Origin of the sequence: Mycobacterium sp. MS1601, assembly GCF_001984215.1 — a bacterium.
Classification (GTDB): domain Bacteria; phylum Actinomycetota; class Actinomycetes; order Mycobacteriales; family Mycobacteriaceae; genus Mycobacterium.
This window is the reverse complement of the sequence record NZ_CP019420.1, coordinates 1889463-1915461: the sequence shown is the minus strand read 5'-3', so window position 1 is coordinate 1915461 and position 25999 is coordinate 1889463. Positions and strand designations below refer to the sequence as shown.

28 protein-coding genes are annotated in these 25999 nt (G+C 67.0%); 18 read left to right on the top strand and 10 right to left on the bottom strand.

What is annotated here, in order from left to right:
• The first annotated feature begins 63 nt into the window (after positions 1 to 63).
• The 4 genes from BVC93_RS09400 to BVC93_RS09385 are packed head-to-tail and all read left to right on the top strand — an operon-like array spanning position 64 to position 3848.
• Complete coding sequence (locus tag BVC93_RS09400) at positions 64 to 1095, top strand: metal ABC transporter solute-binding protein, Zn/Mn family (protein ID WP_157516834.1); 1032 nt, start codon at positions 64 to 66, stop codon at positions 1093 to 1095.
• Positions 1067 to 1861, top strand: a complete 795-nt coding sequence (locus BVC93_RS09395; protein ID WP_083736931.1) for a metal ABC transporter ATP-binding protein — start codon at positions 1067 to 1069, stop codon at positions 1859 to 1861. The genes BVC93_RS09400 and BVC93_RS09395 overlap by 29 nt, the downstream gene beginning before the upstream one ends.
• A complete protein-coding gene (locus tag BVC93_RS09390; RefSeq protein ID WP_083736930.1) occupies positions 1861 to 2736 on the top strand; it encodes a metal ABC transporter permease in 876 nt (291 codons plus the stop codon). Before BVC93_RS09395 ends, BVC93_RS09390 begins: the two co-directional genes overlap by 1 nt.
• A gap of 11 nt (positions 2737 to 2747) precedes the next feature.
• Complete coding sequence (locus tag BVC93_RS09385; RefSeq protein ID WP_083736929.1) at positions 2748 to 3848, top strand: LacI family DNA-binding transcriptional regulator; 1101 nt, start codon at positions 2748 to 2750, stop codon at positions 3846 to 3848.
• Between the two features lie 31 nt (positions 3849 to 3879).
• On the opposite strand, the gene BVC93_RS09380 is transcribed toward BVC93_RS09385, so the two are convergent.
• The 3 genes from BVC93_RS09380 to BVC93_RS09370 are packed head-to-tail and all read right to left on the bottom strand — an operon-like array spanning position 3880 to position 6193.
• On the bottom strand, positions 3880 to 4470 hold the full coding sequence (locus BVC93_RS09380) for an Lrp/AsnC family transcriptional regulator (RefSeq protein WP_192860246.1): 591 nt from the start codon (positions 4468 to 4470) through the stop codon (positions 3880 to 3882).
• On the bottom strand, positions 4467 to 5222 hold the full coding sequence (locus BVC93_RS09375) for an LLM class flavin-dependent oxidoreductase (RefSeq protein ID WP_157516833.1): 756 nt from the start codon (positions 5220 to 5222) through the stop codon (positions 4467 to 4469). Before BVC93_RS09375 ends, BVC93_RS09380 begins: the two co-directional genes overlap by 4 nt.
• Entirely contained in the window at positions 5219 to 6193 is a 975-nt protein-coding gene (locus BVC93_RS09370; protein ID WP_083736926.1) for an LLM class flavin-dependent oxidoreductase, read from the bottom strand. The genes BVC93_RS09375 and BVC93_RS09370 overlap by 4 nt, the downstream gene beginning before the upstream one ends.
• A gap of 116 nt (positions 6194 to 6309) precedes the next feature.
• On the opposite strand from BVC93_RS09370, the gene BVC93_RS09365 reads away from it, so the two are divergent.
• The 3 genes from BVC93_RS09365 to BVC93_RS09355 are packed head-to-tail and all read left to right on the top strand — an operon-like array spanning position 6310 to position 8622.
• Entirely contained in the window at positions 6310 to 7065 is a 756-nt protein-coding gene (locus tag BVC93_RS09365) for an SDR family NAD(P)-dependent oxidoreductase (protein WP_192860245.1), read from the top strand.
• Entirely contained in the window at positions 7062 to 7790 is a 729-nt protein-coding gene (locus tag BVC93_RS09360) for an SDR family NAD(P)-dependent oxidoreductase (protein WP_083736924.1), read from the top strand. Before BVC93_RS09365 ends, BVC93_RS09360 begins: the two co-directional genes overlap by 4 nt.
• A gap of 1 nt (position 7791) precedes the next feature.
• Entirely contained in the window at positions 7792 to 8622 is an 831-nt protein-coding gene (locus BVC93_RS09355) for a TIGR03619 family F420-dependent LLM class oxidoreductase (protein ID WP_192860244.1), read from the top strand.
• Between the two features lie 5 nt (positions 8623 to 8627).
• Here BVC93_RS09355 and BVC93_RS09350 read toward each other — a convergent pair whose 3' ends face one another.
• Positions 8628 to 9377 (bottom strand): HpcH/HpaI aldolase family protein, encoded by a 750-nt coding sequence (locus BVC93_RS09350; RefSeq protein WP_192860243.1) that lies wholly within the window; start codon positions 9375 to 9377, stop codon positions 8628 to 8630.
• 153 nt (positions 9378 to 9530) lie between these two features.
• On the opposite strand from BVC93_RS09350, the gene BVC93_RS09345 reads away from it, so the two are divergent.
• Genes BVC93_RS09345 through BVC93_RS09330 form a run of 4 tightly spaced genes read left to right on the top strand, consistent with a single transcriptional unit; the run spans position 9531 to position 13118 of the window.
• Positions 9531 to 10700 carry a pyridoxal phosphate-dependent aminotransferase gene (locus BVC93_RS09345; RefSeq protein WP_083736921.1) on the top strand — a complete coding sequence of 390 codons (1170 nt, stop codon included), beginning with the start codon at positions 9531 to 9533 and terminating at the stop codon, positions 10698 to 10700.
• 35 nt (positions 10701 to 10735) lie between these two features.
• On the top strand, positions 10736 to 11497 hold the full coding sequence (locus BVC93_RS09340; RefSeq protein ID WP_083740926.1) for an amino acid ABC transporter ATP-binding protein: 762 nt from the start codon (positions 10736 to 10738) through the stop codon (positions 11495 to 11497).
• Positions 11497 to 12249 carry an amino acid ABC transporter permease gene (locus tag BVC93_RS09335; RefSeq protein ID WP_192860242.1) on the top strand — a complete coding sequence of 251 codons (753 nt, stop codon included), beginning with the start codon at positions 11497 to 11499 and terminating at the stop codon, positions 12247 to 12249. Before BVC93_RS09340 ends, BVC93_RS09335 begins: the two co-directional genes overlap by 1 nt.
• A 23-nt stretch (positions 12250 to 12272) precedes the next feature.
• Complete coding sequence (locus BVC93_RS09330) at positions 12273 to 13118, top strand: transporter substrate-binding domain-containing protein (RefSeq protein WP_157516832.1); 846 nt, start codon at positions 12273 to 12275, stop codon at positions 13116 to 13118.
• Here the strand turns inward: BVC93_RS09330 and otsB are convergent.
• Together otsB and kstR are read right to left on the bottom strand one after the other, a co-directional pair.
• Complete coding sequence (gene otsB, locus BVC93_RS09325) at positions 13107 to 13865, bottom strand: trehalose-phosphatase (protein ID WP_083736918.1); 759 nt, start codon at positions 13863 to 13865, stop codon at positions 13107 to 13109. The genes BVC93_RS09330 and otsB overlap by 12 nt on opposite strands.
• A 3-nt stretch (positions 13866 to 13868) precedes the next feature.
• A complete protein-coding gene (kstR, locus tag BVC93_RS09320; RefSeq protein ID WP_192860241.1) occupies positions 13869 to 14474 on the bottom strand; it encodes a cholesterol catabolism transcriptional regulator KstR in 606 nt (201 codons plus the stop codon).
• 349 nt (positions 14475 to 14823) lie between these two features.
• Between kstR and BVC93_RS09315 the strand changes: the two genes are divergently transcribed.
• The 3 genes from BVC93_RS09315 to BVC93_RS09305 are packed head-to-tail and all read left to right on the top strand — an operon-like array spanning position 14824 to position 19600.
• Positions 14824 to 16887: an acyl-CoA dehydrogenase gene (locus tag BVC93_RS09315; RefSeq protein WP_083736916.1), complete on the top strand. Its 2064-nt coding sequence runs from the start codon at positions 14824 to 14826 to the stop codon at positions 16885 to 16887.
• Positions 16888 to 16906: 19 nt separating this feature from the next.
• A complete protein-coding gene (locus BVC93_RS09310; RefSeq protein WP_083736915.1) occupies positions 16907 to 17521 on the top strand; it encodes a TetR/AcrR family transcriptional regulator in 615 nt (204 codons plus the stop codon).
• A 51-nt stretch (positions 17522 to 17572) separates the two neighbouring features.
• Positions 17573 to 19600, top strand: a complete 2028-nt coding sequence (locus tag BVC93_RS09305; protein ID WP_083736914.1) for a prolyl oligopeptidase family serine peptidase — start codon at positions 17573 to 17575, stop codon at positions 19598 to 19600.
• Here BVC93_RS09305 and BVC93_RS09300 read toward each other — a convergent pair.
• Both BVC93_RS09300 and BVC93_RS09295 read right to left on the bottom strand, forming a co-directional pair.
• The gene (locus BVC93_RS09300) at positions 19529 to 20098 is read right to left on the bottom strand and encodes a hypothetical protein (RefSeq protein ID WP_083736913.1); all 570 of its coding nucleotides are present in this window, start codon (positions 20096 to 20098) and stop codon (positions 19529 to 19531) included. The genes BVC93_RS09305 and BVC93_RS09300 overlap by 72 nt on opposite strands.
• Positions 20099 to 20118: 20 nt before the next feature.
• A complete protein-coding gene (locus BVC93_RS09295) occupies positions 20119 to 21177 on the bottom strand; it encodes a ferredoxin--NADP reductase (RefSeq protein ID WP_083736912.1) in 1059 nt (352 codons plus the stop codon).
• A gap of 166 nt (positions 21178 to 21343) precedes the next feature.
• On the opposite strand from BVC93_RS09295, the gene hsaA reads away from it, so the two are divergent.
• From hsaA to hsaB, 4 genes are read left to right on the top strand one after another with little or no spacing between them, the layout of a single operon-like run.
• Positions 21344 to 22534, top strand: coding sequence for a 3-hydroxy-9,10-secoandrosta-1,3,5(10)-triene-9,17-dione monooxygenase oxygenase subunit (gene hsaA / locus BVC93_RS09290; protein ID WP_083736911.1), 1191 nt, complete (start codon positions 21344 to 21346; stop codon positions 22532 to 22534).
• Between the two features lie 12 nt (positions 22535 to 22546).
• On the top strand, positions 22547 to 23440 hold the full coding sequence (gene hsaD, locus BVC93_RS09285; protein WP_083736910.1) for a 4,5:9,10-diseco-3-hydroxy-5,9,17-trioxoandrosta-1(10),2-diene-4-oate hydrolase: 894 nt from the start codon (positions 22547 to 22549) through the stop codon (positions 23438 to 23440).
• The gene (hsaC, locus tag BVC93_RS09280) at positions 23437 to 24348 is read left to right on the top strand and encodes an iron-dependent extradiol dioxygenase HsaC (protein WP_083736909.1); all 912 of its coding nucleotides are present in this window, start codon (positions 23437 to 23439) and stop codon (positions 24346 to 24348) included. The genes hsaD and hsaC overlap by 4 nt, the downstream gene beginning before the upstream one ends.
• Positions 24349 to 24350: 2 nt before the next feature.
• Complete coding sequence (hsaB, locus tag BVC93_RS09275; RefSeq protein WP_083736908.1) at positions 24351 to 24929, top strand: 3-hydroxy-9,10-secoandrosta-1,3,5(10)-triene-9,17-dione monooxygenase reductase subunit; 579 nt, start codon at positions 24351 to 24353, stop codon at positions 24927 to 24929.
• Between the two features lie 10 nt (positions 24930 to 24939).
• On the opposite strand, the gene BVC93_RS09270 is transcribed toward hsaB, so the two are convergent.
• Both BVC93_RS09270 and BVC93_RS09265 read right to left on the bottom strand, forming a co-directional pair.
• Complete coding sequence (locus tag BVC93_RS09270; protein ID WP_083736907.1) at positions 24940 to 25176, bottom strand: hypothetical protein; 237 nt, start codon at positions 25174 to 25176, stop codon at positions 24940 to 24942.
• Positions 25177 to 25221: 45 nt separating this feature from the next.
• Entirely contained in the window at positions 25222 to 25989 is a 768-nt protein-coding gene (locus BVC93_RS09265; protein WP_083736906.1) for an alpha/beta hydrolase, read from the bottom strand.
• Between the last annotated feature and the right edge of the window lie 10 nt (positions 25990 to 25999).

The following is a 25999-nucleotide window of genomic DNA, read 5'->3' as shown; positions in this document are numbered from 1 at the left end:
ATCATTGTCATTAAGTTAGCCCCCGACTGGCTTAAGTGAATTGGAAACCGTTATCGTTATCGCATGACTCGTGTGAACTCGTCGCGGCTTGGCTTGATAGCAGTTGCGATGTTGGCGGCCCCGTTCGGATTGGCGGCATGCTCTGGCGGCAGTGAGCCCGCCGCGGACACCTCGACATCGGCTGTCGCGTCAGGCGACTGCCCCGTCACCCCGGTGGCGGTGGTGGTCAGCGTCGACCAGTGGGGGGACATCGTGTCCGACCTGGGCGGCGCGTGCGCCGACGTGAAGACGGTGCTGGCGTCGTCGTCGGTGGATCCGCATGACTACGAGCCGTCACCCTCGGACGCCGCCACCTTCGAAGGTGCCCAGCTGGTGGTCATCAACGGCGGCCACTACGACGAGTGGGCTGCCAAGCTGGCTGCTACGTCGGCGCCCGACGCTCCCGTCGTGGCCGCACTGTCGGAGACGGGCCAGGCTCACGACGACGAGCATGGGCACGAAGAGGAACATGCGCACGAAGACGAGCACGGGCACGACCACGACCACGACCACGACAACGACGAAGCCGGAACCAACCCGCACGCCTGGTACAGCCCCACCGCGGTGATGACGCTGGCCGACTCCGTGACCGCCGAACTGGCCAAGCTCGCGCCCGAGGCCGCCGACTACTTCGAGGGCCGCCGCGACGAGTTCACCACCGAGATGGCGCCGTACACCGACAAGATCGCCGAACTCAAGAGCAAGGCCGACGGAAAACGTTACGTCGCAACCGAAAGCGTCTTCGACGACATGGCTGAGGCAACCGGGCTGGTGAACGTCACCCCGGCCGGGTACCAGGCGTCGTCGGCCAACGAGACCGACCCATCCCCGGCCGACCTGCAGGCCGTCCTGGGCCTGCTGGAATCCCGGGGCGCCGACGTGCTGATCTACAACACCCAGACCGAAGGATCCGTGCCGGAGCAGATTCGCGCCGCGGCCGAGAGCGCAGGCATCCCGGTGGTCGATGTCACCGAAACCGTGCCGCCCGGCACCGATTCGTTCGAAGCTTGGCAGGTGCAACAACTCGATGCCCTCGCCAAGGCCCTCGGTGTCTGACGCTTCCGACATTGCGCTGTCCTTCGACGACGTCAGCGTGGTCCGCGGCGGACGCCTGATCTGGTCCGAAGGCACGTTCGACGTACCCGCCGGCGGAATCACCGCAGTCATCGGCTCCAACGGCTCCGGCAAGACCACGCTGCTGCAGGTGGTGCTCGGGCTGCTGCGGGTGGCATCGGGGTCGGTCAAGGTCCTGGGTCGCCCCGCCGGGCAGGCCACCGATCTGATCGGCTACGTGCCGCAGAACTACGCCGCCGCAGCTGGAAACGCCATCCGGGCCGCCGACGCGGTGATGCTCGGTCTGATCGGCAACCGGTGGGGTTTTGCCGCCCCTTCGGCTGAGCAGCGCAATCGTGTGACGGAGACCCTCGAGGCCGTCGGCGCCGTCGACTTCGCCGGTCGCAGGCTCTCCGAACTGTCCGGCGGCCAGCGGCAGCGGGTGGCCATCGCCGAGGCTCTGGTCAGCCGGCCGCGGCTGCTGATCCTCGACGAGCCCCTGGCCGCCATCGATCTGCGCAACCAGCGCGAGATCGTGCGGCTGCTGGGCCGTATCCGCGACGAGTTCGGAGTCACCATCCTGGTGGTGGCACACGACCTGAACCCGCTGCTCGGTGTGCTGGACAGCGCCATCTACCTGCTCGACGGCCACGCCCACTTCGACCAGATGAACCAGGTGGTGGACGAGCAGCTGCTCAGCCACCTGTACGGCACCTCGATCCAGGTGGTCCACACCCCGCAGGGCGAGCTGTACATGAGGAGCGTGTAGTGGCCACCGAGCTGGTCGCCCTGGGCTACCAGGAGAACTGGTGGGACATCCTGACATCGGCGTTCATGCGCAACGCGCTGATCGGCGGCACCCTGGTGGCGTTGGCGGCAGGTCTCATCGGCTACTTCATCGTCGTGCGCAACACCGCCTTCGCAGCACATGCGCTGGCGCACATCGGCTTTCCCGGAGCCACCGGCGCTGTGCTGCTCGGGGTGCCGGTGACGGTGGGCCTCGGCGTCTTCTGCATCGGCGGTGCGCTGGTGATCGGCGCGCTGGGCAAGAAGGCCGAAGACCGCGAGATCGCCACCGGTACCGTGCTGGCTGCGGCCACCGGCCTGGGGCTGTTCTTCAGCTCGCTGGCCACCAAGAGCAGCAGCACCGTCACCAACGTGTTGTTCGGCAACCTGCTCGCGGTCACCCACGAGCAGCTCATCGTCTTCGCGGTCCTGGTCGCAGTCTTGGCCGTCACCATCTCCGCGATCTTCCGTCCGCTGCTGTTCGCGTCGGTCAACGCCGAGGTCGCCGAGGCCAAGGGCGTCCCGGTGCGTGCGCTGTCCATGATCTTCATGGCGCTGCTGGGTCTGGCGATCACGATGGCGGTACAGGCCGTGGGCACCCTGCTGCTGTTCGCGCTGGTGGTCACCCCGGCGGCGACGGCGATCATGCTGACCGCCAGGCCGGTGGTGGCGATGCTGGTGTCGACAGTCCTTTCCCTGTTGGCGGTGTGGGCTGGGCTGGTGCTGTCATCGATGTTCGATCTGCCGCCCAGCTTCGTCATCGTCGCGATCGTGTGCGCGGTTTGGTTTGTCGTCTGGTCGGTGGTGCAACGCACCAGCACCGTGGCGAAGAGTCAGCCGTCGGGGCACATGAACTAACGTCACAGAGCATGTCCAGAAGTCCGGCCCCGCGCAGGCGGGCCACCCTGGCTTCATTGGCCGCCGAGCTCAAGGTGTCACGCACCACCATCTCCAACGCCTACAACCGCCCCGACCAGCTGTCGGCCGATCTGCGTGAGCGTGTCTTCGCCACCGCCAAGCGGTTGGGTTACGCCGGCCCCGATCCGGTGGCGCGGTCGCTGCGCACCCGCAAGGCCGGTGCGGTCGGACTCGTCATCACCGAACCGCTGACCTACTCCTTCAGCGACCCCGCCGCGCTGAACTTCGTCGCCGGCCTGGCCGAATCCTGTGAGGAGGTGGGGCAGGGACTGCTGCTGGTGGCGGTGGGTCCCAGCCGCAGCCTCGACGAGGGCGCCGGTTCGGTGCTGTCGGCGGGAGTGGACGGCTTTGTGGTCTACTCGGCATCGGATGACGATCCCTACCTGCAGACGGTGCTGGACCGGCGACTGCCGGTAGTGCTGGTGGACCAGCCGCGGGACGTGCCCGGCACGTCCCTGGTGTGCATCGACGACCGGGCCGCCATGCGCGAGATGGCCGATTACGTCTTCGGTCTCGGGCACCGCGAAGTGGGACTGTTGACCATGCGACTGGGCCGCGAACCGAGCACCGGTGATGCCTCTGCCAGCACCGTGGCCCCGGAGCGGTTGACCGACAAACGGTTTCACGTGCAGTGCGAACGGATCGGCGGCGTGCAGGACGCCATGGCTGCCGCGGGTCTGGATCCGTCGGGTCTCACCATCGTCGAGAGCTTCGAGCACGGCCCCGCTTCCGGTGGCGGCGCGGCCGAGGTGGCGCTACAGGCCAACCCGCGTATCACCGCGCTGATGTGCACCGCCGACGTACTGGCGCTCTCGGCCATGGACTATCTGCGCGCTCGAGGCATCTATGTGCCCGGGCAGATCACTGTGACCGGCTTCGACGGCATCCCCGAAGCGATCAAACGCGGCCTGGCCACGGTGTCGCAGCCCAGTCACGAAAAGGGCAGGCGCGCAGGTGGTTTACTGCACAGACCGCCACGGGACGGATTGCCTGTGATCGATGTGCTGCCCACCGAACTGATCCGCGGCCGGACCGCAGGTCCGCCCGGCTAGGTCGGCCGGGCTACCGAACAGGACCAGGGCGTCACTGCTCGGGCGCTGGTCCGGCGTTCAGCACCCGTTCCAGGACGCTGCCGTCGAGCACTGTGCCCAGGCTCAGGAAGGTCTCGATGCGCTGCAAGCCGTAGATGGGCCAGAGCTGTTCGAACAGCAGGGTCTGCAGATGCGAGTGGTCACGCAGCCGGAACCGGGCGATCAGGTCGAAGGTGCCGGTGACCACCACCAGTTCCTCGAGTTCGTCGATGTCACGCAACTCCTCGAGAATGGTTGTCAGGTCGGCACCCGGTTCGATGCTCATCGGGATGTAGACCATCATCGGATACCCGAGTGCTGCCCAGTCGATCGAGACGGTGTAGCCGCGAATCACCCCGAGCCGCTCCAACCGTGCGATGCGTTCACCCACCGCGGGGCCCGACATGTTGACCTCGCGGGCGAGTTGGCGCTGGGAGATCCGTGGATCCTTGGAAAGTCGCTGTAGTAGCTGGCGATCGATGTCGTCCAGCGGCACCGCTGGGCCCTGACGCTCGATGGCGCCGGACAGCCCGGCCATGGAGCCACGGACCGGCTTGCCGCCGCGTGGGCCGCGTCGCTTGTCGCCGCCCTCGGAGGTACTCATGCCGGAAGCCATCGTGCGGGCGGATCGGATTCCGCCATGATTCTCGGGAAGTGGGGCATGGCGACCTCGGGCTGCAGGTAGCGCGCGATGTAACCGCTGAACAGGTCGGGTCCGACGGCAACGGGTGGTCGTACCAGCAGATGGGTGGCCCCGGCCGCTGCCCACCGGCTGACCAGTTCGCGATCGGCGTTCACCTCGCCGGTGAGCTCCACACACCCGGGCTGAACCTGAGGGACCGCGGATACGTCTCCGTATTCGGTTGCCAGCAAAGCCAATCCGAAGTCGGCGGCCAACCCGGCGGCATGTTCTCCGGTCAGCCACACCGGCAGCTCGACCTGGCTGGGACTGGGCGTCACCGCCACGCTGTCGGGCATGTCGTCAGCCAGGCCCGCAGGCACCTGCCAGCGCCGACCACGGTGGCGTACCGGTCGGCCCGACCAGCAGGCCCGCAGCAGTTGCAGGTCCTCGATGGCGTCCTGCAGTGACAGCGCACCACTGTCCACCACACACACCACGCGCCCGGCCGAGAGGTGGTCGAGCACCGCGGCCTCTTCGGCCAGCGTCACCGGATGCTCGGTGCCCAGGACGATGCGCACAAGGATGCGCGGGTCGGTGGTCAGCGCGGCCAGCTCGGAGGCGGCCGCGATGGCACTGGTAGCCACGTCCGCCCACAGTGCGAACGCGCCGGAACGTTCAGCCGCGCAGATGTCGTCGACGGCAGGCATGGCCGTCCAACGGGTTCCGATTCTCACGCTGCCACCACCGTGTCCATCACCGGGATGACCTCCTCGGCCATCCGTCGCAGCATCCGCTGCACCGCTTCCTGCGGGGCACCCTCGATGAGCACCCGCAACACCACATCGTCGACGCCTGCCTCCGAAACCTCATGCAGGGCTTCGATGATCGCACCCGCGGGTCCCACCGTGGAGGTGGCAACGGCTTGCGCGACGGCGGCATCTGCATCGGCGCGGAAGTCCATGGCCTCGGTGGACTCCCGCTGGGCCACACTCCATCCCAGGCCGGCGTAGAGCACGTAACTGGCTCGCTGCCAGTCCAGTACCGCGTCGCGTTCGGAGCTGCTGTCGGTGAGCCAGAAGTTCCGCAGCGCCGCCACTCTGGGACGTTGGCCACCGGGGCGGCCCGCCTCTTCCCAGCCCGTGCGATGTGCGGTGGCGAGCTCGCGGACCAGTGAGATGGGGTTGGCTCCGGAGAACAGCACGCCGTGGCCGCGGGCACCGGCCCGTGCGATTCCCGCCGGCGTGGCCGAGCCGTTCCACAGCGTGGCGCCCGCAGGTACCGCGATTTCCTGCAGGGCTGCAACACCGGCCCGGTGCCGGGCCACTCGGTCCTTGCGGGCCATGCCCTTGCCGTCGAACTCGATATCGCGGTAACCCAGACCCACCCCGACGTCGAGGCGGCCGCCCGAGCGCGCGGCGATGTCGGCGGACAGTCGGGCCACCCGCTGCGCGTCCTGAAGCGGCAGCAGCATCATGCCCGTGCCGACTCGCAGCCGGGAGGTGACAGCCAGCGCTGCCGCGGCGACCGGCAAGAGGGCCGGGCAGTAGCCGTCATAGAAGAAGTGGTGCTCCGAGAGCCACATGCCCTCGTAGCCCAGTTCGTCGAGCAACCGGGCGTCGGCCAGCAGCTCCCGGTACGGCACGGTGGCATGGCGTGGCGTCGACGCCGTGGATTGCAGGCAGTACAGACCCGCTCCGAATTTCATCAACTGCTCCTTCGCGCTACAACGTGAGGAAGGGTAGCGGGAGAATGTTTCGGATATAAGTCACAAGCGGCACTATGCTTAACATATGCGCAGTCAAAATGATGTTTGATGTGCATATGCAATCCAATTCGGGAGAGCGCGCTGCGCTTGTAACCGGCGGTGGAAGCGGGCTGGGTCGAGCGGTCTGCCTGTGTCTGGCCAGCCGCGGTGACCATGTCATCATCGCCGACCGCGACGGCAAGGGTGCTACCGCGACCCGTGAGCTGGTGCACCAGGCCGGAGGCAGTGCCGAAGCTGTCCCGCTGGACGTGACCGATGCCGAGGCCGTGGCCGAGCTGGTGGCTCGAGTTGATGCCCAACGTCCGCTGGGCACGGCAGTGATCAGTGCCGGCGTGGCGAAATCCACGCCACTGCTGACTGCGCCGATGTCGGACCTGGACCTCACCCTGGCCGTCAACGTCCGAGGCGCGTACGCGGTGCTGCGAGCATCGGCTGCGGTGATGGCCGCTCGTGGCGCCGGCGCCATCGTGACGATCTGCTCGACATCGAGTTTCACCGCATCGAGTACCCCGATGATCGCCTATGACCTGTCCAAGGCGGCGGTCCGGATGATGACCGCCGCGGCTGCCAGGGAGCTCGGGCCCACCGGAGTCCGGGTCAACGGCGTGGCACCGGGCACCATGGACACCCCGCTGATGCGGGGCCTGGGTGCCGACGATGACAGCCTGGCGGCCATGGCCGCCGCCCGAATTCCGCTCGGACGGCTGGGGCGCACCGACGAAGTGGCCGATGCCGTTGCGTTCCTGTCCTCGGACCAGGCCTCCTACATCACCGGCGAGGTCCTGGTGGTCGACGGGGGGTGGCTGGCATGACCGTGAGTCTGATCACCGGGGCGGGCGCGGGTATCGGTGCCGCCGTGGCGCGTGCGCTGGCCGCCCGCGGGGACCGGGTGGTGTGCGCCGACCGCGACGGTGTCGCCGCAGCGAGGGTCGCCGATGAGATAGGTGGCGCCGCAGTGGCTGTCGATGTCACCGCCGAGGGCGCGGGGGAGGCCGCTGTGGCCGCCGCCGTCGACGCGTTCGGTCGCCTCGACGCGGTGGTGACGTGCGCGGGCATCGAGATCGGCGGGCCCGCTGAAGAGCTGACCACGGCGGCCGTGCGGAAGTCTCTGGACGTCAACGTCATCGGCAGCTTCGACACCGCGGCAGCGGCCTGTCGAAGGTTCGTGGCCCAGGGTGGCGGCGGTCGGATCGTGCTGATCGGGTCGGTGAACTCGGTGATCGCGCTGCCCGGTCAGGCTGCCTATGCCGCCTCCAAGGGATCGGTGCTGACGCTGGCCAAGGCGCTGGCCGTGGACTGGGCCCGGCATGGGGTGGCCGTCAATGTGGTGGGTCCCGGGGTCACCGACACCGCGATGTCGGCGGGCACCTTGGGTGACCCGGCCAGGCGTGAGGCCATGATGGCCCGTATCCCGATGGCTCGCCCGGCACGGCCGGACGAGATCGCCTCTGCTGTCGCCTTTCTGGCCTCTGATCAGGCCTCCTACATCACCGGGGCCTACTTGCCGGTGGATGGCGGCTGGCTGGCGGCGGGCTGAGATGGCGATCATGATCGGCGCCAAGCTGCCGCACACCGCAGAGACAGTCACCGCGGGCCGGGTCCCGGAGGCGGCAATCCTCTTGGAGCGAGCCGGATTCGAATCGCTGTGGGTCAGTGACCACATTGTTCTGCCGCGTACCGTCGGCTCGCACTACCCGTTCGAGCGTGACGGTGTGGCCCGGTGGCGCACCGACGTCCCGTACCTGGAGGCGCTGACCACCCTGGCCGCCGCGGCGGCGGTCACCACGACGGTCCGGCTGGGCACCGCGGTACTGGTGTTGCCGATCCGCAACCCGTTGCTGTTGGCCAAACAGACTGCCGGCATCGCCGCGCTGGCACCCGGGCGTCTGCGCCTCGGCGTCGGCGCGGGCTGGTTGCGTGAGGAATTCGACGCTCTTGGAGCCACTTTCGAGACAAGGGGAGCAGCCACCGCCGACGGAATCCGTCGACTTCGGGAGTGCTGGACAGGCACTCCGGGAGACCTGCTCATGTTGCCTGCGGCCTCGATCCCGATCTATCCCGGTGGCCACTCGCCCGCGGCGCTGCGCCGCGCCGGCCGCCTCGGTGACGGCTGGCTGGGGCAGCAGTCACTGGCCACGCTGGATCCGGCGGCGCTGGCGGCGGACATCGCCGCGGTGCGGGCTGCGGCCGCGGTGCCCGACCAGTTGCACATCGTGGTGCGCATCGTCGAATCGTCGGGCAAGGCAAGACAATTGGCTGAGATGCTGCCGGAGCTGGCTGTCGCTGGAGTGCACGAGATCATCGTCGACAGCGATCCGTTCGGCGATCCTGGCGCCGATGTGCAGACGTTGCGGGCCCGAGCCGGGTGAGGCGGTCAGTACCCGCTGCGTGCCGCCGTGGCGCCGATCCCGCGCCAACGGGCCAGTTCGGCGGCCGCACCGCTGGCCAGCAAGCCGGCATCGGTGCACACCGCGACGTCGGTGAAGCCGAGGTCGAACAACTGCCCAGACCGCTCGGCGGTGCCGGCGAACACCCCGGCGCGGACGTTGTTGTTGTTGCAGGAAGTGATGATCCGCTCCAGGACCATGCCGTCGCGCAGCAGTTCGTCGACTGTGATCCCGTGGGCCATCGCCAGGTCGAACGGGCCGACGAACACCATGTCCACCCCTGGTGTGGCGGCGATCTCGTCGACGTTGGTCACCGCGGTCCGAGTCTCCACCATCACCGCGCAGGTGATGGTGCTGTTCGCCGTTTCCGGCGTCGGCGTCGGTCGGCCCAGCAGGGCCCCGATGGGGCCGAAACTCCGCGTTCCACGCGGCGGGTAGCGGCACGCCTTGGCGGCACGCTCGGCCTGGGCGGCAGTGTCGATCATGGGCACGATCACCCCGTGCGCACCGGCGTCCAGGGCGCGGCCGATGCCCGATGCGGAGTCGTCGCACACCCGTACCCAGACGGGAACGCCGCGGTGACCGAGCGTGCCCAACGCCGCGCGCACGCCGCCGTCGTCGTAGGTGCCGTGTTGGGCGTCGAGGACCAACCAGTCCGGCCCTGAGGCGGCCAAGATGTCTGCAGTTCCGCCGGCGGCCAGGCTGGACCACGCGCCGAATGCTCTCTGGAAGGTCATATCTCCACGATAGCTTTCAAATGAAAGCCGAATCACATCAGGACCATGCATTTATCATGCCCGTAACGTTCGTGGCCTATCTATGAAATACAGCGTTCGTACCGTCTGTGTCGAACCAAGCCGCTTGGCGGTTCGGTGACGTGAGAGGAAGTCATGAGTGCAGCACTGGTGCCCGAGGTGAGTTCGATCGCCGCCGCGGTACCGCCGTCGGGCATCCGCGAGATCGTGAACCTGGCCGCAGGCCGCCACGATGTCGTGCGCCTGGAGATCGGCGAGCCCGACTTCGCCACCCCGGCGCACATCGTCGAGGCCGGTCACCTGCAGACGGCCCGGGCCAATCGATACACCCACAGCGCGGGTATGCCGATCCTGCGGGACGCACTCGCCGACCGACTGCGCCACCGATACGGACTTGCCGTCGGCGCCGACGACGTGGTGGTGGGGCAGGGTGCTGTCCAGTGCCTGGACGCGGTGTTGGCCGCCACCGTCGCTCCCGGTGACGAAGTCCTGGTGCCCGACCCTGCCTGGCCCAACTACGAGATGCAGGTGATCCTGCACGGTGCCACCGCCGTGCACTACCCGCTGCGGCCCGAGGCGGGATTCCTGCCCGACGTCGACGAGGTCGCCGCACTGATCACCCCCCGCACCCGCGTGCTGATCATCAACTCGCCCTCCAATCCCACCGGGGCGGTGTTCCCACCGGAGATGGTGACCGCGCTGGTCGAGGCGGCGGCCTCGGCAGGAGTCACGGTGGTGGCCGACGAGGTGTACGACGAACTGATCTTCGACGGCGCGCACACCAACGCCGCCCGGATCGCCCCCGACCATGTGGTCAGCGTGTTCAGCTTCTCCAAGACCTACGCCATGACGGGCTCTCGGGTGGGCTACCTCGTCGGACCCCGGTGGCTGACTCCGACGGTGGCCACCCTGCAGGAGCCGTTGCTGTCCTCGGTGTCGGCGGGCTCGCAGGCGGCCGCGCTTGCGGCGTTGTCCGGCCCGCAGGATTGTGTGCGCGAGATGCGTGAGACCTACCAGGCCCGCCGCGACCAGGTGGTCGACCAGTTCGCCAGGGCAGGCCTCGGCGTCCAGGTCCCCGCCGGAGCGTTCTATCTGATGATGCCGCTGGCCGAGGGGGTGGACTCGCGGCGTGCCGCGTTGGATCTGGTGGGGCACGGAGTGTCGACGGCACCCGGCACGGCGTTCGGTAGCACAGCGCGCAGCCACCTTCGGCTGTCGCTGGCCAGCTCGATGGAGGACCTGCGCACCGGAGTCGACCGAATACTGAGCTGGTATCAGCGCACCGACGGTGGGATCAACCCGTGACCGCCGAATCGGCCACGCTGACCGAGGAGATCACCATGAACGATGCCCGGCCGGTCATCGAATTGCGCGGTATACGAAAGAGTTTCGGCGATCTTGAAGTGCTCAAGGGCATCGACCTCACAGTCAATGCCGGCGAACACGTGGTCCTGCTGGGCCCCTCGGGCTCGGGCAAGTCGACCTTGTTGCGCACCATCAATCTGTTGGAGCCGCCGACTGCTGGGTCGTTGGTGGTCGACGGTCATCAGTACGGCACCGCGGCGCCGGGCGATCCCGCCCGGCCTGCCGGCAAGCCGCTACGGTTGCGACGCACCGTCGGCATGGTCTTCCAGCAGTTCAACCTGTTCCCGCATCTGACCGCGCTGGACAATGTGGCTCTACCGCTGCGCTCGGTGCGCGGACTGTCGCGCCGCGCCGCAGACGAGCGGGCAGGTCAGGAGCTGCGCCGCGTCGGGCTGTTGGAGCGTGCCGGGCACTACCCATCGCAGTTGTCCGGGGGTCAGCAGCAGCGGGTGGCGATAGCTCGTGCCCTGGCCCAGGACCCGATGGTGATGCTGTTCGACGAGCCGACCTCGGCGCTGGATCCCGAGCTGGTGGGCGAAGTGCTGCGCACCATGAGGCTGGTCGCGGAAACGGGGATGACGATGGTGGTGGTCACCCACGAGGTCGGATTCGCCAGGGAGATCGGCGATCTCAATGTCTTCATGGAGGACGGTGTGGTGGTCGAAACCGGCGGCCGCGACTTCTACGACCAATGCCGCAGCCGGCGGGCTGTCGAGTTCATCAAGGCGGTGCGCTGATGAGTGGTCTGGACTGGGGGTTGATCTGGGACAACCGGGCCCAGCTGCTGTCCGGATTGGTGGTGGCCCTGCAGGTGTCCCTGGTGGCCCTGGTGGTCTCGACGGTGTTCGGTCTGCTGCTGGCCATGCTGCGGATGTCCGGTCCACCGCTGTCCTGGCTTGCGGCGTTGTACATCAACGTGTTTCGCGGCGTACCGGCGCTGGTCAGCGTCATCTGGGTGTACTTCGGTGTGTCACTGGCCATCGGCGTCGACTTCGCGGTGTTCGAAGCAGGCGTGATCGCATTGTCGCTGCTCTACAGCGCGTTCTTCGCCGAGATCTTCCGCTCGGCGTTGAGCGCGGTGCCACCCGGGCTGACGGAGGCGGGGCAGGCGCTGGGTCTGCGGCGCAGCCGGATCTTCGTCTCTGTCGTGCTGCCGCAGGCGGGCAAGATAGCCCTGCCCAACGTCGGCAGCATGTTCATCGGCATGGTCAAGGACACCTCCACCTTCACCGTGATCGGGCTGTTGGAGGTGGTGCGGGTGACCCAGAACCTGGTCAGCACCACGTTCCAGCCATTTGTGTTGTACAGCGCCGCGGCCGCCATCTACATCCTGGCGGCGTTCGTCATCGACTTCGTGTTCCGCTTGGTCGAGAAGTCGATGACCAGTCCGCCCTCCGGTGTGGTCGCAAGGGCCCTGCGTGCACCGCAGCGCCGTCGTATCGAGCGTGTGATCGCCAGCGCCGGCACATCACCGACACCCGTATCCTGATCCGTCAACAAGAGAGAAAACCCTTGTCCCTCAAGTCTCTACGGCATGCCCTGTTGGCCGTTTTCGCTCTCGTCCTGGCCGTTGCGCTGAGCGCCTGCGGAGGGTCGTCCTCGTCGGAGTCCACCGGTGGCGACGACAACAAACTCGGGCTGATCACTCCCGGCACGTTGGTGGTCGGGATGAATCTGCAGTTCAAACCCGAGATGTACCTCGACGAGCAGGGCCAACCCGCTGGCTACGACGTCGACCTGGTGACGAAGTTGGCCGACTCACTGGGCCTGCAGCTCGACATTCAGAACCTGGACTTCAACGGCCTGATCCCTGGTCTGCAGAGCAAGAAGTTCGATCTGGTGTCGGTGGGCCTGACCCCCACCGAGGAACGCAAGCAGGTCGTCGACTTCTCCCGTGCCTATGTGCCGTACACCAGCGTCCTCGCCGTGCCCGTCTCCGACACCAGGGCTCCCGATGTGGACGCGTACAACGTGGCCGGAACGGTGATCACTGCGCTGCAGGGCTCCTCGGGTGAAACTCTGGCCAAGGAGTCGTTCCCCAATGCCACGGTGACCGGTTTTGCCGACCAGAACGCCGCCCTGCTCGAAGTGGCCACCGGGCGTGCTGCGGCGTCGGTGGTGGAGGACTACATCCTGGCCCAGTTCCTGCGCGCCAACCCCGACCAGCTCAAGCAGGCCGAACTGCCTGAGCCACTGGACCTGAGCTACGGGTCCTGGGCAGTGCAGAAGGGAAACACCGCCCTGGTGGAGGCACTCGACAGCTTCGTGTGCACCGAACAGGACAACGGTGGCCTCGCCGAGCTGTACGAGAAGAACTTCGAGGTCAGTGAGTTCCCGCAGATGCCGTCAGGCTGCTGAGGTTGAACGTCGCTGCTGCACAAGCAGTTCCAGTGCAGCAGCGACATCCTCGGGGGAGTTGATGCGGTAACCGGCCGCGGTGTCGCCGGGCCCGACCTTGACGCCGACGTCCCCGCCGCGCAGCCGCCGGAACGCCTTTTCGTCGGTGACGTCGTCACCGAAGAAGACCACAGCGTCTGCGCGAAAGCGCGCACGCAGGATGTCGATGGCCTCGCCCTTGTCGGTGGTGATGACAGCGAACTCCAACACCGCCTTGCCCGCGGTGGCCTGAGCGTCCCAGGCCTGCGACGCGGCGCGGGCCTCGACCAGAGCGGCGTCACCATCGGCCGGGTCCGCATTGCGGACGTGCAGCGCCACACTGGCCGGCTTGGGTTCGACGGTGACGCCCGGATATCGCGCAGCGATGGCGTCTAGCTCGTCGATGATGGTCTGCAGCAACGCCGCGTCGATCTCGTGGGCGAACCCGGTGTCGAACTCGGCACCGTGGGACCCCACCAGCGCCACCTCGCCGGCCAGGCCGGACAGCGTGCCCAGATCAGCCAGCGCACGTCCGGAGATCAGTGCCGCCGACGTGGACGGCAGCTGTGCCAGCGCCCGCAGTGCCGTCGCCGCCGCGGGCAGCGGTCTGGCATCGCCGGGATGGTTGACGATGGGCGCAAGGGTGCCGTCGAAATCCGAGGTCACCAGCAGAACCGGGGAGGCAGCGGCGCGGGACAGAGCGGCGATGACGTCGTCCGGGAGGCTCACCCGTCAGATCTTAGGGTGCTCGCCGTCCCCGATGAGCAGTCGCACGGCGAGGTCGAGGCGTTTGCTCACGTCCGTGGCCGAGGCCCGCCGGGTGAGCCAGGCGAGCAGGTTGGACAGCCACACGTCGGAGATCACGCGGGCGATGTGGAACTGGTCTTCGCTCGGCTCCCCGTCGGCCATGGCTCGGGCGAACATCGAATCGATGATCTTCTCCACGTGATCAACCTCACCGGCGGCGGAGGCATCGGCGAACACGTAGGCCCGGGTCATCGCCTCGGTCAGCAGAGGGTTGCGCTGCATCGCCCGGTTGAGCTTGCTCACCATGAAGTTGAGCCGCTCGTAGGGAGTGCCCCCGGCCACCGGGCCGCGGTCGGTCTTGGCGTCGATGCGCTCGAACTCGCGGCCCAGTGCCGAAACCAGTAGGTGGACCTTCGACGGGAAGTAGCGGTACAGGGTGCCCACCGCGACGTCGGCGCGGTCGGCCACGGCACGCATCTGTACGGCTTCATAGCCGCCCTTGGATGCGATCGCCATTGTGGCGTCGAGGATGCGCTTGCGGCGTTCGCGCTGCGCCTCGGAGCCGAGCTCGGATTCGGCGAGGACAGCCACGGTCAGAACCTCACGCGGCTGTGCCGCGGAGCGGTGGGGGGCCTGCGCTTCAACCGACCCGGTTTGCGCTGGCGTGGAGGCCTGAGACATGCGGCCGACAGCTCCTTCTTTTCACGTATCGGGTGAAACGATACGCATCGCGGACCTGAAATTCTCACCTCCGCGCCCCCGAGACATCTGTGAGAGTCGTCTGTGTACTGCTGCAACAGTGGTCGACTTGACGGTCTGGCACTGGCACTATTAGAACACGTTCTAGTGGGCCGCACCGGCCAACTGCTGCGAAACCGAGGAGCGTGCGGTGTCTGGAGTTGCTGGAGCTAGTGCCGCCGAACTGTTAGCTGCGCGGGAAATGGTTCGGTCGTGGGCCGCCGGCTCGGGCGCCATTGGCGCAATCCGCGACATCGAGCAGGGCAAACCCGAGGCGTGGCGGCCGGTTTTCGCCGGTCTGGCCGAGCTGGGGTTGTTCGGTGTGGCGATCCCGGAGGATGCCGGCGGTGCGGGCGGCAGCGTCGGCGATCTGTGCGCCATGGTCGACGAGGCGGCAGCGGCTCTGATTCCCGGTCCGGTGGCGCCCACTGCGGTCGCCACGCTGGTGGTGCAAGACAGTGATCTGCTGGAGGCGTTGGCAGCAGGCGAGCGCGCTGCGGGCCTGGCGCTGTCCGCGGACCTGGTATTCGACGGTGCGACGGTCTCCGGCACCGCCGATATCGTGCTCGGCGCAGACGCCGACGCGCTGCTGCTGCTACCGGCCGGCGACGCCTGGGTACAGGTGGACTCCGGGGCCAGTGGCGTCGACATCGAACTGGGGGTCCCCACGGACTTCTCCCGCCAGCTCGGCCGGGTCACGCTGACCTCGGTTGCGGCCACCGAACTCGCGGTGTCGCCAGACCGGCTGCGGGACCTGGCTGCCACGGTGTTCGCCGCTGAGGCTGCCGGGATCGCGCGCTACGCGTTGACCACGGCCTGCGACTACGCCAAGGTGCGCGAGCAGTTCGGCAAGCCGATCGGCAGCTTCCAAGCTGTCAAACACATGTGCGCCGAGATGCTGCTGCGATCCGAGCAGGCTGCCATCACGGCCTCCGACGCGGCGCGTGCGGCGTCGGAGCCGGATCACGGCCAGTTGTCCATCGCCGCGGCCGTGGCCGCTGCCACCTGTGTCGAGGCTGCTGTCCGCAACACCAAGGACTGCATCCAGGTGCTCGGTGGCATCGGCTTCACCTGGGAACACGATGCGCACCTGTACTTGCGCCGGGCCTATGCCATTTCGCAGCTGCTCGGTGGCCGGGCGGTGTGGTCGCGGCGCGTCGCGCAGCTGACCACCGCCGGGCTGCGTCGCCGGCTCGGCATCGACCTGTCCGAGGTGGAGGATCAACGCCCCGGGCTGGCCGCCGAGATTGCCGAGATCGCCGAGTTGCCTGTCGCGCAGCAGCAGGCGGCCATGGCCGAAGCCGGGCTGTATGCGCCCCACTGGCCCACGCCGTTCGGCCGGGCGGCCTCGCCGGCCGTCCAGCTTCTGATCGACGAGGAACTGACCGCCGCCGGGGTGGATCGCCCGGATATCTCCATCGGCTGGTGGGCTGCGCCCACCATTCTCGAGCACGGCACCACTGAGCAGATCGAGCGGTTCATCCCCGGCACGCTGTCCGGCGAGATCTATTGGTGTCAACTGTTCTCCGAACCGGGCGCCGGCTCGGATCTGGCAGCGCTGCGCACCAAAGCCGTTCGTACGGAGGGCGGTTGGTTGCTCACCGGGCAAAAGGTATGGACCTCCAACGCCCAGAAGGCGAACTGGGCGGTGTGTCTGGCACGCACCAATCCCGATGCCCCCAAACACAAGGGCATCACCTACTTCATCGTCGACATGAGTGCTGCGGGACTGTTGATCCGGCCGCTGCGCGAGATCACCGGCGAGGCACTGTTCAACGAGGTGTTCCTCGACGGTGTGTTCGTTCCTGACGAGCTGGTGGTCGGTCCGGTGGACGGCGGCTGGCCGCTGGCCCGCACCACACTGGCGAATGAGCGTGTTGCCATGGGTGGCGGCGGCAAACTCGACAAGGGGATGGAAGACCTCATCGACGCCGTCGGTGACCTGGAACTCGATGTTGCCGAGCAGGATTCGCTGGGACAGTTGATCACCGCCGCTCAGATCGGTTCTCTTCTGGATCAGCGGATTGCCGAGATGGCCGTCGGCGGCAGGGATCCCGGTGCTCAATCCAGCGTCCGCAAGCTTGTCGGGGTGCGATACCGCCAGGCGCTGGCCGAGCGGGTCATGGAGTTGGCGCCCGGCGGCGGCCTGCTGGACAACTCCGAGGTGCGCTACTTCCTGAACACCCGGTGCCTCACCATCGCCGGTGGCACTGAACAGATCCTCTTGACGGTGGCGGGGGAGCGACTGCTGGGGCTGCCCAGGTAGTCGGCTTAAGCTCCCAGGCATGTCCAAGCCTGGGAACGCTGCGCGGATGAGCCAACGGGACCGTAACCGCCAGGCCACCCGCGAAGCGATCCTGCGGGCCGCGCAGTTGTTGATGACCCGCGACGGCGCCGCAAGAGCCAGCATGGTGGAGGTCGCCGAGCTTGCCGGCGTGTCGGACACGACGGTCTTCAACTACTTCAAGACCAAGGCCGACCTTCTCGACGCCGTGGTCACCGAGCTCGCGAGCGCCACGAACCTCGTCGAGCTGCTGGCCGCGAGGCCCGCCGGCGAAGGACCGTTCACGGCCCTGCGCAACATCGTTCGGGAGAGCGCCGACGGCGACGCCGTGTTCGACGCCGAGCGGACGGTGCGTTATCTCGCAGCCGTTCGGTCCGACGGGGCTTTGTGGGGTTCGTATCTGCGGATCAACTACGACATGGGGGAGACGCTGGCCGAGTTGTTTGCCGACCGTGTTCCGGACTGGGAGCCGCTGCAGGCACGACTGGCCGCACACGCCACTGTGGCCGCGTTGTCGGCCCTGTTGACCGAGGTCGCCGCAACGTGGACAGCCGCCGACATCGCCCGGCATCTCGAGGAGGTGTTTGTCCGGTTGGAGCGGGCGTGGCCGAAGTAGCCCAAAACTTTGGGTGTTGATAAATATTTTGGGTGTGCACAAACTTTAGGTATGAGTGATCTGCGCACCGACAACCCTGAAGCTCTCGACTGGCAGACTCGACTGACCACCGAGGCGGTGGCCGCGCTGCATTCGATCGGCAGCTATGCGGCTTTCGAATCGGCTGTGCTGCGTCACTCGGATGCAGCTCGGCGGTGGACGCCGATCCGGGCCGGTGAGCGCTGGTTCCAGCAAAGGCGGCTCGATCCCGCAGCCGAGCTGCCGGCTGTCACGGTCCGGGACGCCGTTGACGGTGAACCGCGGGTTCTGGTCGACCTCAACGACCACGCCGCACCTGGTGGACCGCCTGTCGCGCTGGGATGGGTGTCGCCGTCGCCGGACGGTTGCGTGCTGGCCTATGCCATCACCCACCAGGGGGCCGAGATCAACGAGGTGTTCCTGGTGGACGTCGCCAGTGGGGCCCCGCTGGCGGACCGGGTGCCGTGGAACGTGTGCGCGCCACCAACATGGCTGCCCGACGGCACCGAATTCTGGTGCGTCACAAGAGAGGTCGCCGACGGCCAGGTGATGATGCCGATTCGCCGCTTCGTCCTCGGGCAGCCGGCTTCGGACTGGGTGGCCCCGCTGCCGCCGGACCTGGCGTTCCCGATCCCCAAGGTGTCGAAGGACGGCCGCTACGTCGCCGTCGCCTCTGGAAACACCGAGGTCCGGGTGGACTACCTCATCGACGAGAACCTGGAAGTGATGCGGGTGCTGGAGGGCTTTCCCGGCTTCTTCCGGTGCGACATCGTCGACGACACGATCGTCGCGCTCACCGACAACGGCGCGCCCCGCAACCGCGTCGTGCAGATCCCGTTGCGCACCTGCGCAGATCCGAGCACCTGGACCGAACTGCTGGGCGAGAGTGCCGACACCATTCTCGATTTCGAGATCTTCGACAACACCATGGTGGTGGCGAGCCTGCGTGATTGCAGCGCGGCGCTCGACGTCATCGACCTGCCCTCCGGCGCAAGAACCCCTGTCGAGCTGCCCGGTCGGGGAGGTATCGGGGTGCTCGTGGAGCACGCTGCGCACCCGGCGCTTCCGGTGTTCGAGCGGGGTGAGGGGGAAGTGACGTTCCTCTATTCCGACCTCGCGACTGCACCGGCGATCTATCGCTACCGGCTCGGTGACCAGCGACTGGAATGCCTCGAACCGCCGACAACCACTCTGGACAACATGACGGTCAGCTATGTCACCGCCGTGTCCGCAGACGGTGTCGAAGTGCCGGCGCACGTCATCCACCGAGCCGACCTCGACCTGAGTCGGCCGCATCCGACCTTCCTCATGGGCTATGGCGGCTTCCGCGTGGCCGAACTCCCGGCCTTCGTCAACGGGCATGCGGCTTGGCTGGAGGCCGGCGGCATCCATGTCTTGGCGCACCTGCGAGGAGGGGGCGAATTCGGGGCTGACTGGTGGCGTGGCGGGCGTCGGGACAACAAGCAGAACTCGTTCAACGACTTCTACGCCATAGCGGAGAAACTCATCGAACTGGGCTGGACCACCAGCGCGCAGTTGGCGGCGTACGGCGCCAGCAACGGTGGCCTGCTCACCGCGGTCGCGGTGACTCAGCGGCCCGAACTGTGGGCCGCGGTGGTTTCCGACGTGCCGATCACGGATCTGGTTGGGATGGATCAGAATCCGCTGACGTACGCCATCGGTCGCGACGAGTACGGCGACCCGAAGATCCCCGGGGAACGGCAGTGGCTGGCAGCCATCGACCCGTTGGTCAACGCCAAGCCGGCCGACTACCCCGCAACGCTGGTGATCGCCGGCGCAAACGATCCCCGGTGTCCGGCGAACCAGGCGCGGATGCTCGTCGAGACACTGCGCAGCGTGCACACCGGCGCCTCACCGATCCTGCTGCGGGTGCACGCCGAGCAGGGACACGGTGCGCACGGAGCGATCGAATCCGCGCGGCGGCTGACTGAGATCCTGGCCTTCTGCGCGGTTCACACGGGGTTGGAGCTAAAAGGTGGTCTGCCCGCAGGCCCCGCGGGTGGTGACGTTGTGGCCGCCGTAGACCACCTGGATCTGTGAGCACACGATGAAGCTCGAGGCGGTGGCGGGCCGGCCCGTGGCCCAATCCGTGGGTACGGAGCTGCCGTCCACGCGAAAGCGTTCCATCCCGCCGCCGCCGAAGTAGGTCACCGAGATCTCGACGCCACTGGGGTTCTTCAACAACCGCGACAGCACGTTGTCGTGGTTGGCGCCCTTGGATTCTCGCGGCATGCCCGCCGGGGCGCTGTACTCGGCTTCCTGCCAGACGTTGCGGTCGTTGCTGCGCAGGGTGATCGTCTGCCGCGCCCAGAAGTCACCGGGGAAACCGGTGGGGCCCGTCGGCGTCATGAGGTTGGCCTGGGTGTCGAAATAGCACCTTGCCTCGGCGGCCACACAATTCGTGTTGACGTGCATCTCGACCTGTGTCACCGGGTCGATGGGCAACGACGACATGCCCGAGTCCGCGGCGGCTGCGGCGGTGGCCGGGTGGGCGAGCATCGCCGCCAGAACCAGGGGCACTGCCGCAAGCCGTTTCATCGCACGAAAATATCCCGTTGTCATTCGTCGTAGGTCACTTCGACGGAATCCGACGCCGGCAGCGCCTGGCAACCCAGGATCAGGCCCTCCTCGAGATCGGACGGTTCGAGGACGTCGTTGATCTCCATGGTCACCTCGCCGTCCTTCTTCAACACGGCGCAGGCGCCGCAGTGGCCCTCGCGACAGGAGAACGGTGCGTCCAGGCCCTTGTCCAACAGGACGTCGAGCAGTTTGGCGTTGCGCGGCCAACTCAGTTCGTGGGTGGTGCCGTCCAGCGTCACCACCGCGGTGGCCGGCGGCTCGTCATCGTCTGAGGCCTGCTCGAGCGTGACCGCGGCGAACGGGTCGGTGTCCAGTGAGCGGAACACCTCGACGTGCACCTGCTTGTCCGGCATGTCCAGCGACTTCAACGCCTCCTGCGCCGCCGCCATGAAAGGGCCGGGGCCACAGATGAAGGCCTGACTGGCGGTGTGTGCGCCGGCCAGGTGGGCCAGGGCGGCGACGCTGGGCAACCCCTGCACCGATTCCAGCCAGTGAATCACCGACAGCCGGTCGGCGTACTTGGTCGACAGGTCGCGCAGGGCCTCGGCGAAGATCACCGACTTCTCGTCGCGGTTCGCATAGAGCAGCGTCACCTGGCCACTGCCCTGCGACAGGGCGGACTTGCAGATCGCCATCATCGGGGTGATCCCACTGCCCGCGGCCACCAGCAGGAAGTCGCCGTCGAACGACTTCGGGACGAACGTGCCCGACGGTGCCAGCACGTGCACCTTCATGCCGGGCGCGGCGTTGTCGCACAGCCAGTTCGAGGCGTATCCGTCGACCGTGCGTTTCACGGTCACCGTCAGGGCACTGTCGGTGTGCGGGGAACTGCACAGCGAGTAACAACGGGCCACCGACCCGGTGCGATCACTGGGGATGCGCAACGTCAGGAACTGCCCCGGCGTGTAGCGCAGCTTGTCGGCGGTGATGTCTGCTCCGTCGGGCACCTTGAACACCAGCGAACGCGCATCGTCGGTTTCGGCGATGACGTCGGAGATCTCGAGCTCCAGAACGTGGCTACCGAGCGGCTCCGTCACCGGCGCGCCCCCTCCTCTACAGCGGTCTCATAACTAGAACAGGTTACAGAAACGGTCCGCTGCAGGTCCAGCGCGTGCATGGGGCCGGTTCTCGACACAAATCGTAACGTGTTCTAGTCTTGAACCCAGTTCTTTACGGGTCCCGCACCCCTCGGGAGGAAATGCAGTGACTTCCATTCAACAACGTGATGCACAGTCGGTGCTGGCCGGCATCGATGATCTGCTTCCGCAGTTCCGCGACCGCGCCCAGGCCACCGAGGATCTGCGTCGAATCCCGGACGAGTCGGTCGCGCAACTCGGCGAGGTGGGCTTCTTCAAACTGCTCCAGCCCGAGCAGTGGGGTGGGCTGCAGGCCGACCCGACGATCTTCTACGAGGCGGTCCGTCGAATCGCGAGTGCCTGCGGTTCCACCGGCTGGGTCTCGTCGATCATCGGCGTGCACAACTGGCACCTGGCGCTGTTCGACCAGCAGGCACAGGAAGACGTCTGGGGTGACGACCCGACGGTCCGGGTGTCCTCCTCGTACGCACCGATGGGTGCGGGTGTGGTGACCGAGGCGGGTGACGGTTACATCGTCAACGGCGCGTGGAACTGGTCCTCCGGGTGTGACACCGCCAGCTGGGCGTTCCTCGGAGGTCCGGTGATCAAGGGCGGCAGGCCGGTGGACTTCGGCAGCTTCCTGATCCCGCGCACCGAGTACAGGATCGACGACGTGTGGCACGTGGTGGGTCTGCGCGGCACGGGTAGTAACACCGTCGTCGTCAAGGACGTGTTCGTCCCCAAACACCGCTTCCTGTCCTACAAGGCGATGAACGACGGCACCGCAGGCGGTTACGCCACCAATACCGCGCCGGTCTACAAGATGCCGTGGGGCACCGTGCATCCCACCACCATCTCGGCGCCCATCGTCGGCATGGCCTATGGCGCCTACGACGCGCACGTCGAACACCAGGGCAAGCGCATCCGGGCGGCATTCGCCGGCGAGAAACCCAAGGACGACCCGTTTGCCAAGGTGCGCATCGCCGAGGCTGCCAGTGATATCGACGCCGCCTGGCGCCAGTTGATCGGCAACGTGGGCGACGAGTACGCACTGCTGAGTGCGGGAAAAGAGATCCCGTTCAGCCTGCGGGCCCGGGCCCGTCGCGACCAGGTGCGAGCCACCGGTCGTGCCATCGCCTCGGTGGATCGGCTGTTCGAGGCTTCCGGTGCCACCGCGCTGGCCAATGATGCGCCGATCCAGCGCTTCTGGCGTGACGCCCATGCCGGCCGGGTGCATGCCGCCAACGAACCCGAGCGTGCGTACCTGATCTTCGGCAACGACGAGTTCGGGTTGCCGCCTGCAGACACGATGGTTTGATCGGGCGCCGTGATGACATCGTTTGCCGCCGAAGCTGCCCAGCAGCAGGAGATCACCTTCGAGTCCACCTCACGCTATGCACAGGTCCGTCAGGACATGAAGCTGCACTACCACGAAGCAGGTGTCGGCAATCCCGAGACGGTGGTGCTGCTGCACGGCGGCGGTCCCGGAGCGTCCAGCTGGTCGAACTTCAGCCGCAACATTCCGGTGCTGGCAAAGCACTTTCACGTGCTGGCCGTGGACCAACCCGGTTACGGCTACTCCGACAAGCACGCCGAGCATGAGCAGTACAACCGTTACAGCGGTACCGCGTTGCTCAATCTTTTCGACCACCTGGGTATCGAACGTGCTGCGCTGGTGGGTAATTCACTGGGCGGCGGCACCGCGGTGCGCTTTGCACTGGACAATCCGAAGCGGGCGGGCCGGCTGGTGCTGATGGGCCCCGGTGGACTCAGCGTCAACCTGTTCGCGCCGGACCCCACGGAGGGGGTCAAGCTGTTGGGCCGGTTCGCCGCCGATCCCACGCGCGAGAACATCGAGAAATTCCTGCGCATCATGGTGTTCGACCAGAGCCTCATCACACCGGAACTGGTGGAGGAACGCTTCAAGATCGCCAGCACCCCGGAGTCGCTGGCGGCCACCAAGGCCATGGGCCGCTCGTTCGCCGGCGCCGACTTCGAGTTGGGCATGATGTGGCGCGACGCCTACAAGCTGCGTCAGCCGGTGCTGCTCATCTGGGGCCGCGAGGACAGGGTGAATCCACTGGACGGTGCGCTGGTGGCGCTCAAACAGATCCAGCGGGCGCAGCTGCACGTGTTCGGCCAGTGCGGACACTGGGCGCAGCTGGAGAAGTTCGACGAGTTCAACAAGCTCACGGTTGACTTCCTCGGAGGCGGTTCAAAGTGACCATCAAATCCCTCGGATACCTGCGTATCGAGGCCACCGATGTCGGGGCCTGGCGCGAGTACGGCCTCAAGGTCCTGGGCATGGTCGAGGGGCACGGGACTCCCGGAAAAAGCCCAGACGGCGCTCTCTACCTGCGGATGGACGAGTTCCCCGCGCGGCTGATCATCGTGCCCGGTGAGCATGACCGGTTGCTGCAATCCGGCTGGGAGACTGCCAATGCCGCAGCACTGCAGGACATTCGCACACGATTGGACGTCGAAGGCACTCCGTACAAGGAGGCCACGGCCGCTGAACTGGCCGATAGGCGCGTCGACGAGATGATCGTGTTCGACGACCCCTCGGGTAACACTCTGGAGGTCTTCCACGGGGTGGCGTTGCAGCACCGTCGCGTGGTCAGCCCGTACGGCCACAAGTTCGTCACCGAGGAGCAGGGGCTTGGGCACGTGGTCCTGACCACTCGCGACGATGCCGAAACGCTGCACTTCTACCGTGACGTGCTGGGCTTCTTCCTGCGCGACTCGATGAAGCTGCCGCCCCAACTCGTGGGCCGGCCGGCCGACGGAGCCCCCGCGTGGCTGCGCTTCCTCGGCGTCAACCCGCGCCATCACAGCCTTGCGTTCATGCCGGGGGAGACCCCCAGCGGCATCGTGCATCTCATGGTCGAGGTGGGTGAGGCGGACGACGTGGGGTTGTGTCTGGATCGCGCTCTGCGCCGTAAGGTCAAGATGTCGGCCACGCTCGGCCGGCATGTCAACGACAAGATGCTGTCGTTCTACATGAAGACCCCCGGTGGCTTCGACATCGAATTCGGTTGTGAGGGACTCGAAGTTGATGACGACGACTGGGTGGCGCGGGAGAGTACCGCGGTCAGCCTGTGGGGGCATGACTTCAGCGTCGGCTTCAAGTAGCCATGGCGGAAGCAGTGATCGACCCGCGCACGTTCCGCCATGTCCTCGGGCAGTTCTGTACGGGCATCACCATCATCACTTCGATGTCTCGGGGTGATGACGACCTTGAACCCGTCGGTTTCGCGTGCCAATCGTTCGCCGCGCTGTCCCTGGACCCGCCTCTGGTGCTGTTCTGCCCCACCAAGCTGTCGCGCTCGTGGGCGGCCATCGAGGCCAGCGGCCGGTTCTGCGTGAACATCCTGCACGAGAATCAGAAAGACGTCTCGGCCCGGTTCGGATCCCGCGAGCCCGACAAGTTCGCCGGAATCGACTGGGCACCGTCCAAACTCGGTTCGCCGGTGATCGCCGGTGCGCTGGCGCACATCGACTGCACGGTGGCTTCGGTGCACGACGGAGGCGATCACTTCGTGGTGTTCGGAGCGGTGCACTCGCTGTCGGAGGTGCCGAAGACGAAGCCGCGCCCCCTGCTGTTCTACCGCGGTGAGTACACCGGCATCGAACCGGACAAGAATTCCCCGGCGCACTGGCGCGACGACCTCGAAGCGTTCATCACCGCCACCACCCCGGACACCTGGCTTTGAGGCGCCCGCGTCAGATGCAGCCCAGCGCGCAGGGATCGGCCACCTGATTCTCCGGCAGCGAGTTCGCCGGTGGCACGTCATGGGTCAAGTCGATGTCGCCATCGAGATCGGGTGCAACCGGCAACATGCTGCACAGGAACGACAATCCGAACTCACACGGCGGCATCGGCTCCGCTGATGCCGGAGTTGCCAGGACGCCGCCGGCCAGTGCCAGGGCTGCGGTGGCGACGGCGAGACGAACCAGCATCCGGCGAGCCTAGCTCACCCGCCCGGGCGGTGAGGGCCGGGCGCTTCACGCTGTGTCCTCGATGAACCCCACGATCTGCTCGGCCACTTCGCGGTGCACGGTTTCGTTGAGGATGTCGTGACGAGCCCCGGGAAACTCGACCAGCTCGAGGTTGTCGATCTGTTCGGCGTAGGCGCGTACCGCGCCCACCGGGGCGATGGCGTCGACGGTGCCGTGAATCGCCAGGGTGGGAACCGCCAATGTCGGTAGCTCGGAGCCGATGCTGTCCCAGATGGTGTCCAGCGCGCGGGCCAGCGCGCTGCCGTCGGCGTCCTCGAATCCCAGCGGGTCGTTCTCGAGAGCATCCAAGTAGAACGGGTCGGCCGACAGTATCGCCAGATCCAGTTCGAAACTGCTGTCCGCGTTCAGCAACTCGGGGATGGGCACCAGGGGTGCTCCCGAGATGATCCCGGCGGTATAGCGCTGCGGCTTGGCCAGCAGTATCGACAGTGCCACCGCGGCGCCGAACGAGTGTCCCTGCAGCACAAGCGGAATGCCGGGGGCTGTGGTTTCCGCCAGCTCAGTCAGCTGCTCGGCGAGCCCCGCGCTGTGGGCGATGGGTCCGAAATCGCCGCGTTTGCCCGGGCTGAGGCCGTGGCCCTGCTGGTCCACCGCCCAGAAGTCGATCCCGGCGGCATTGAGCGCGAAGCCCAGTCGGTGATACAGCGAAGTGTTCTCGCCGAACCCGTGCAGAAAGACCACCGCGGCGTGGGGGTCGGCAGCGGCCCAGTGCCGGTAGTAGAACCGTCCGGTGTCAGCGTCGAAGTGCGGCATGCTCAGACTG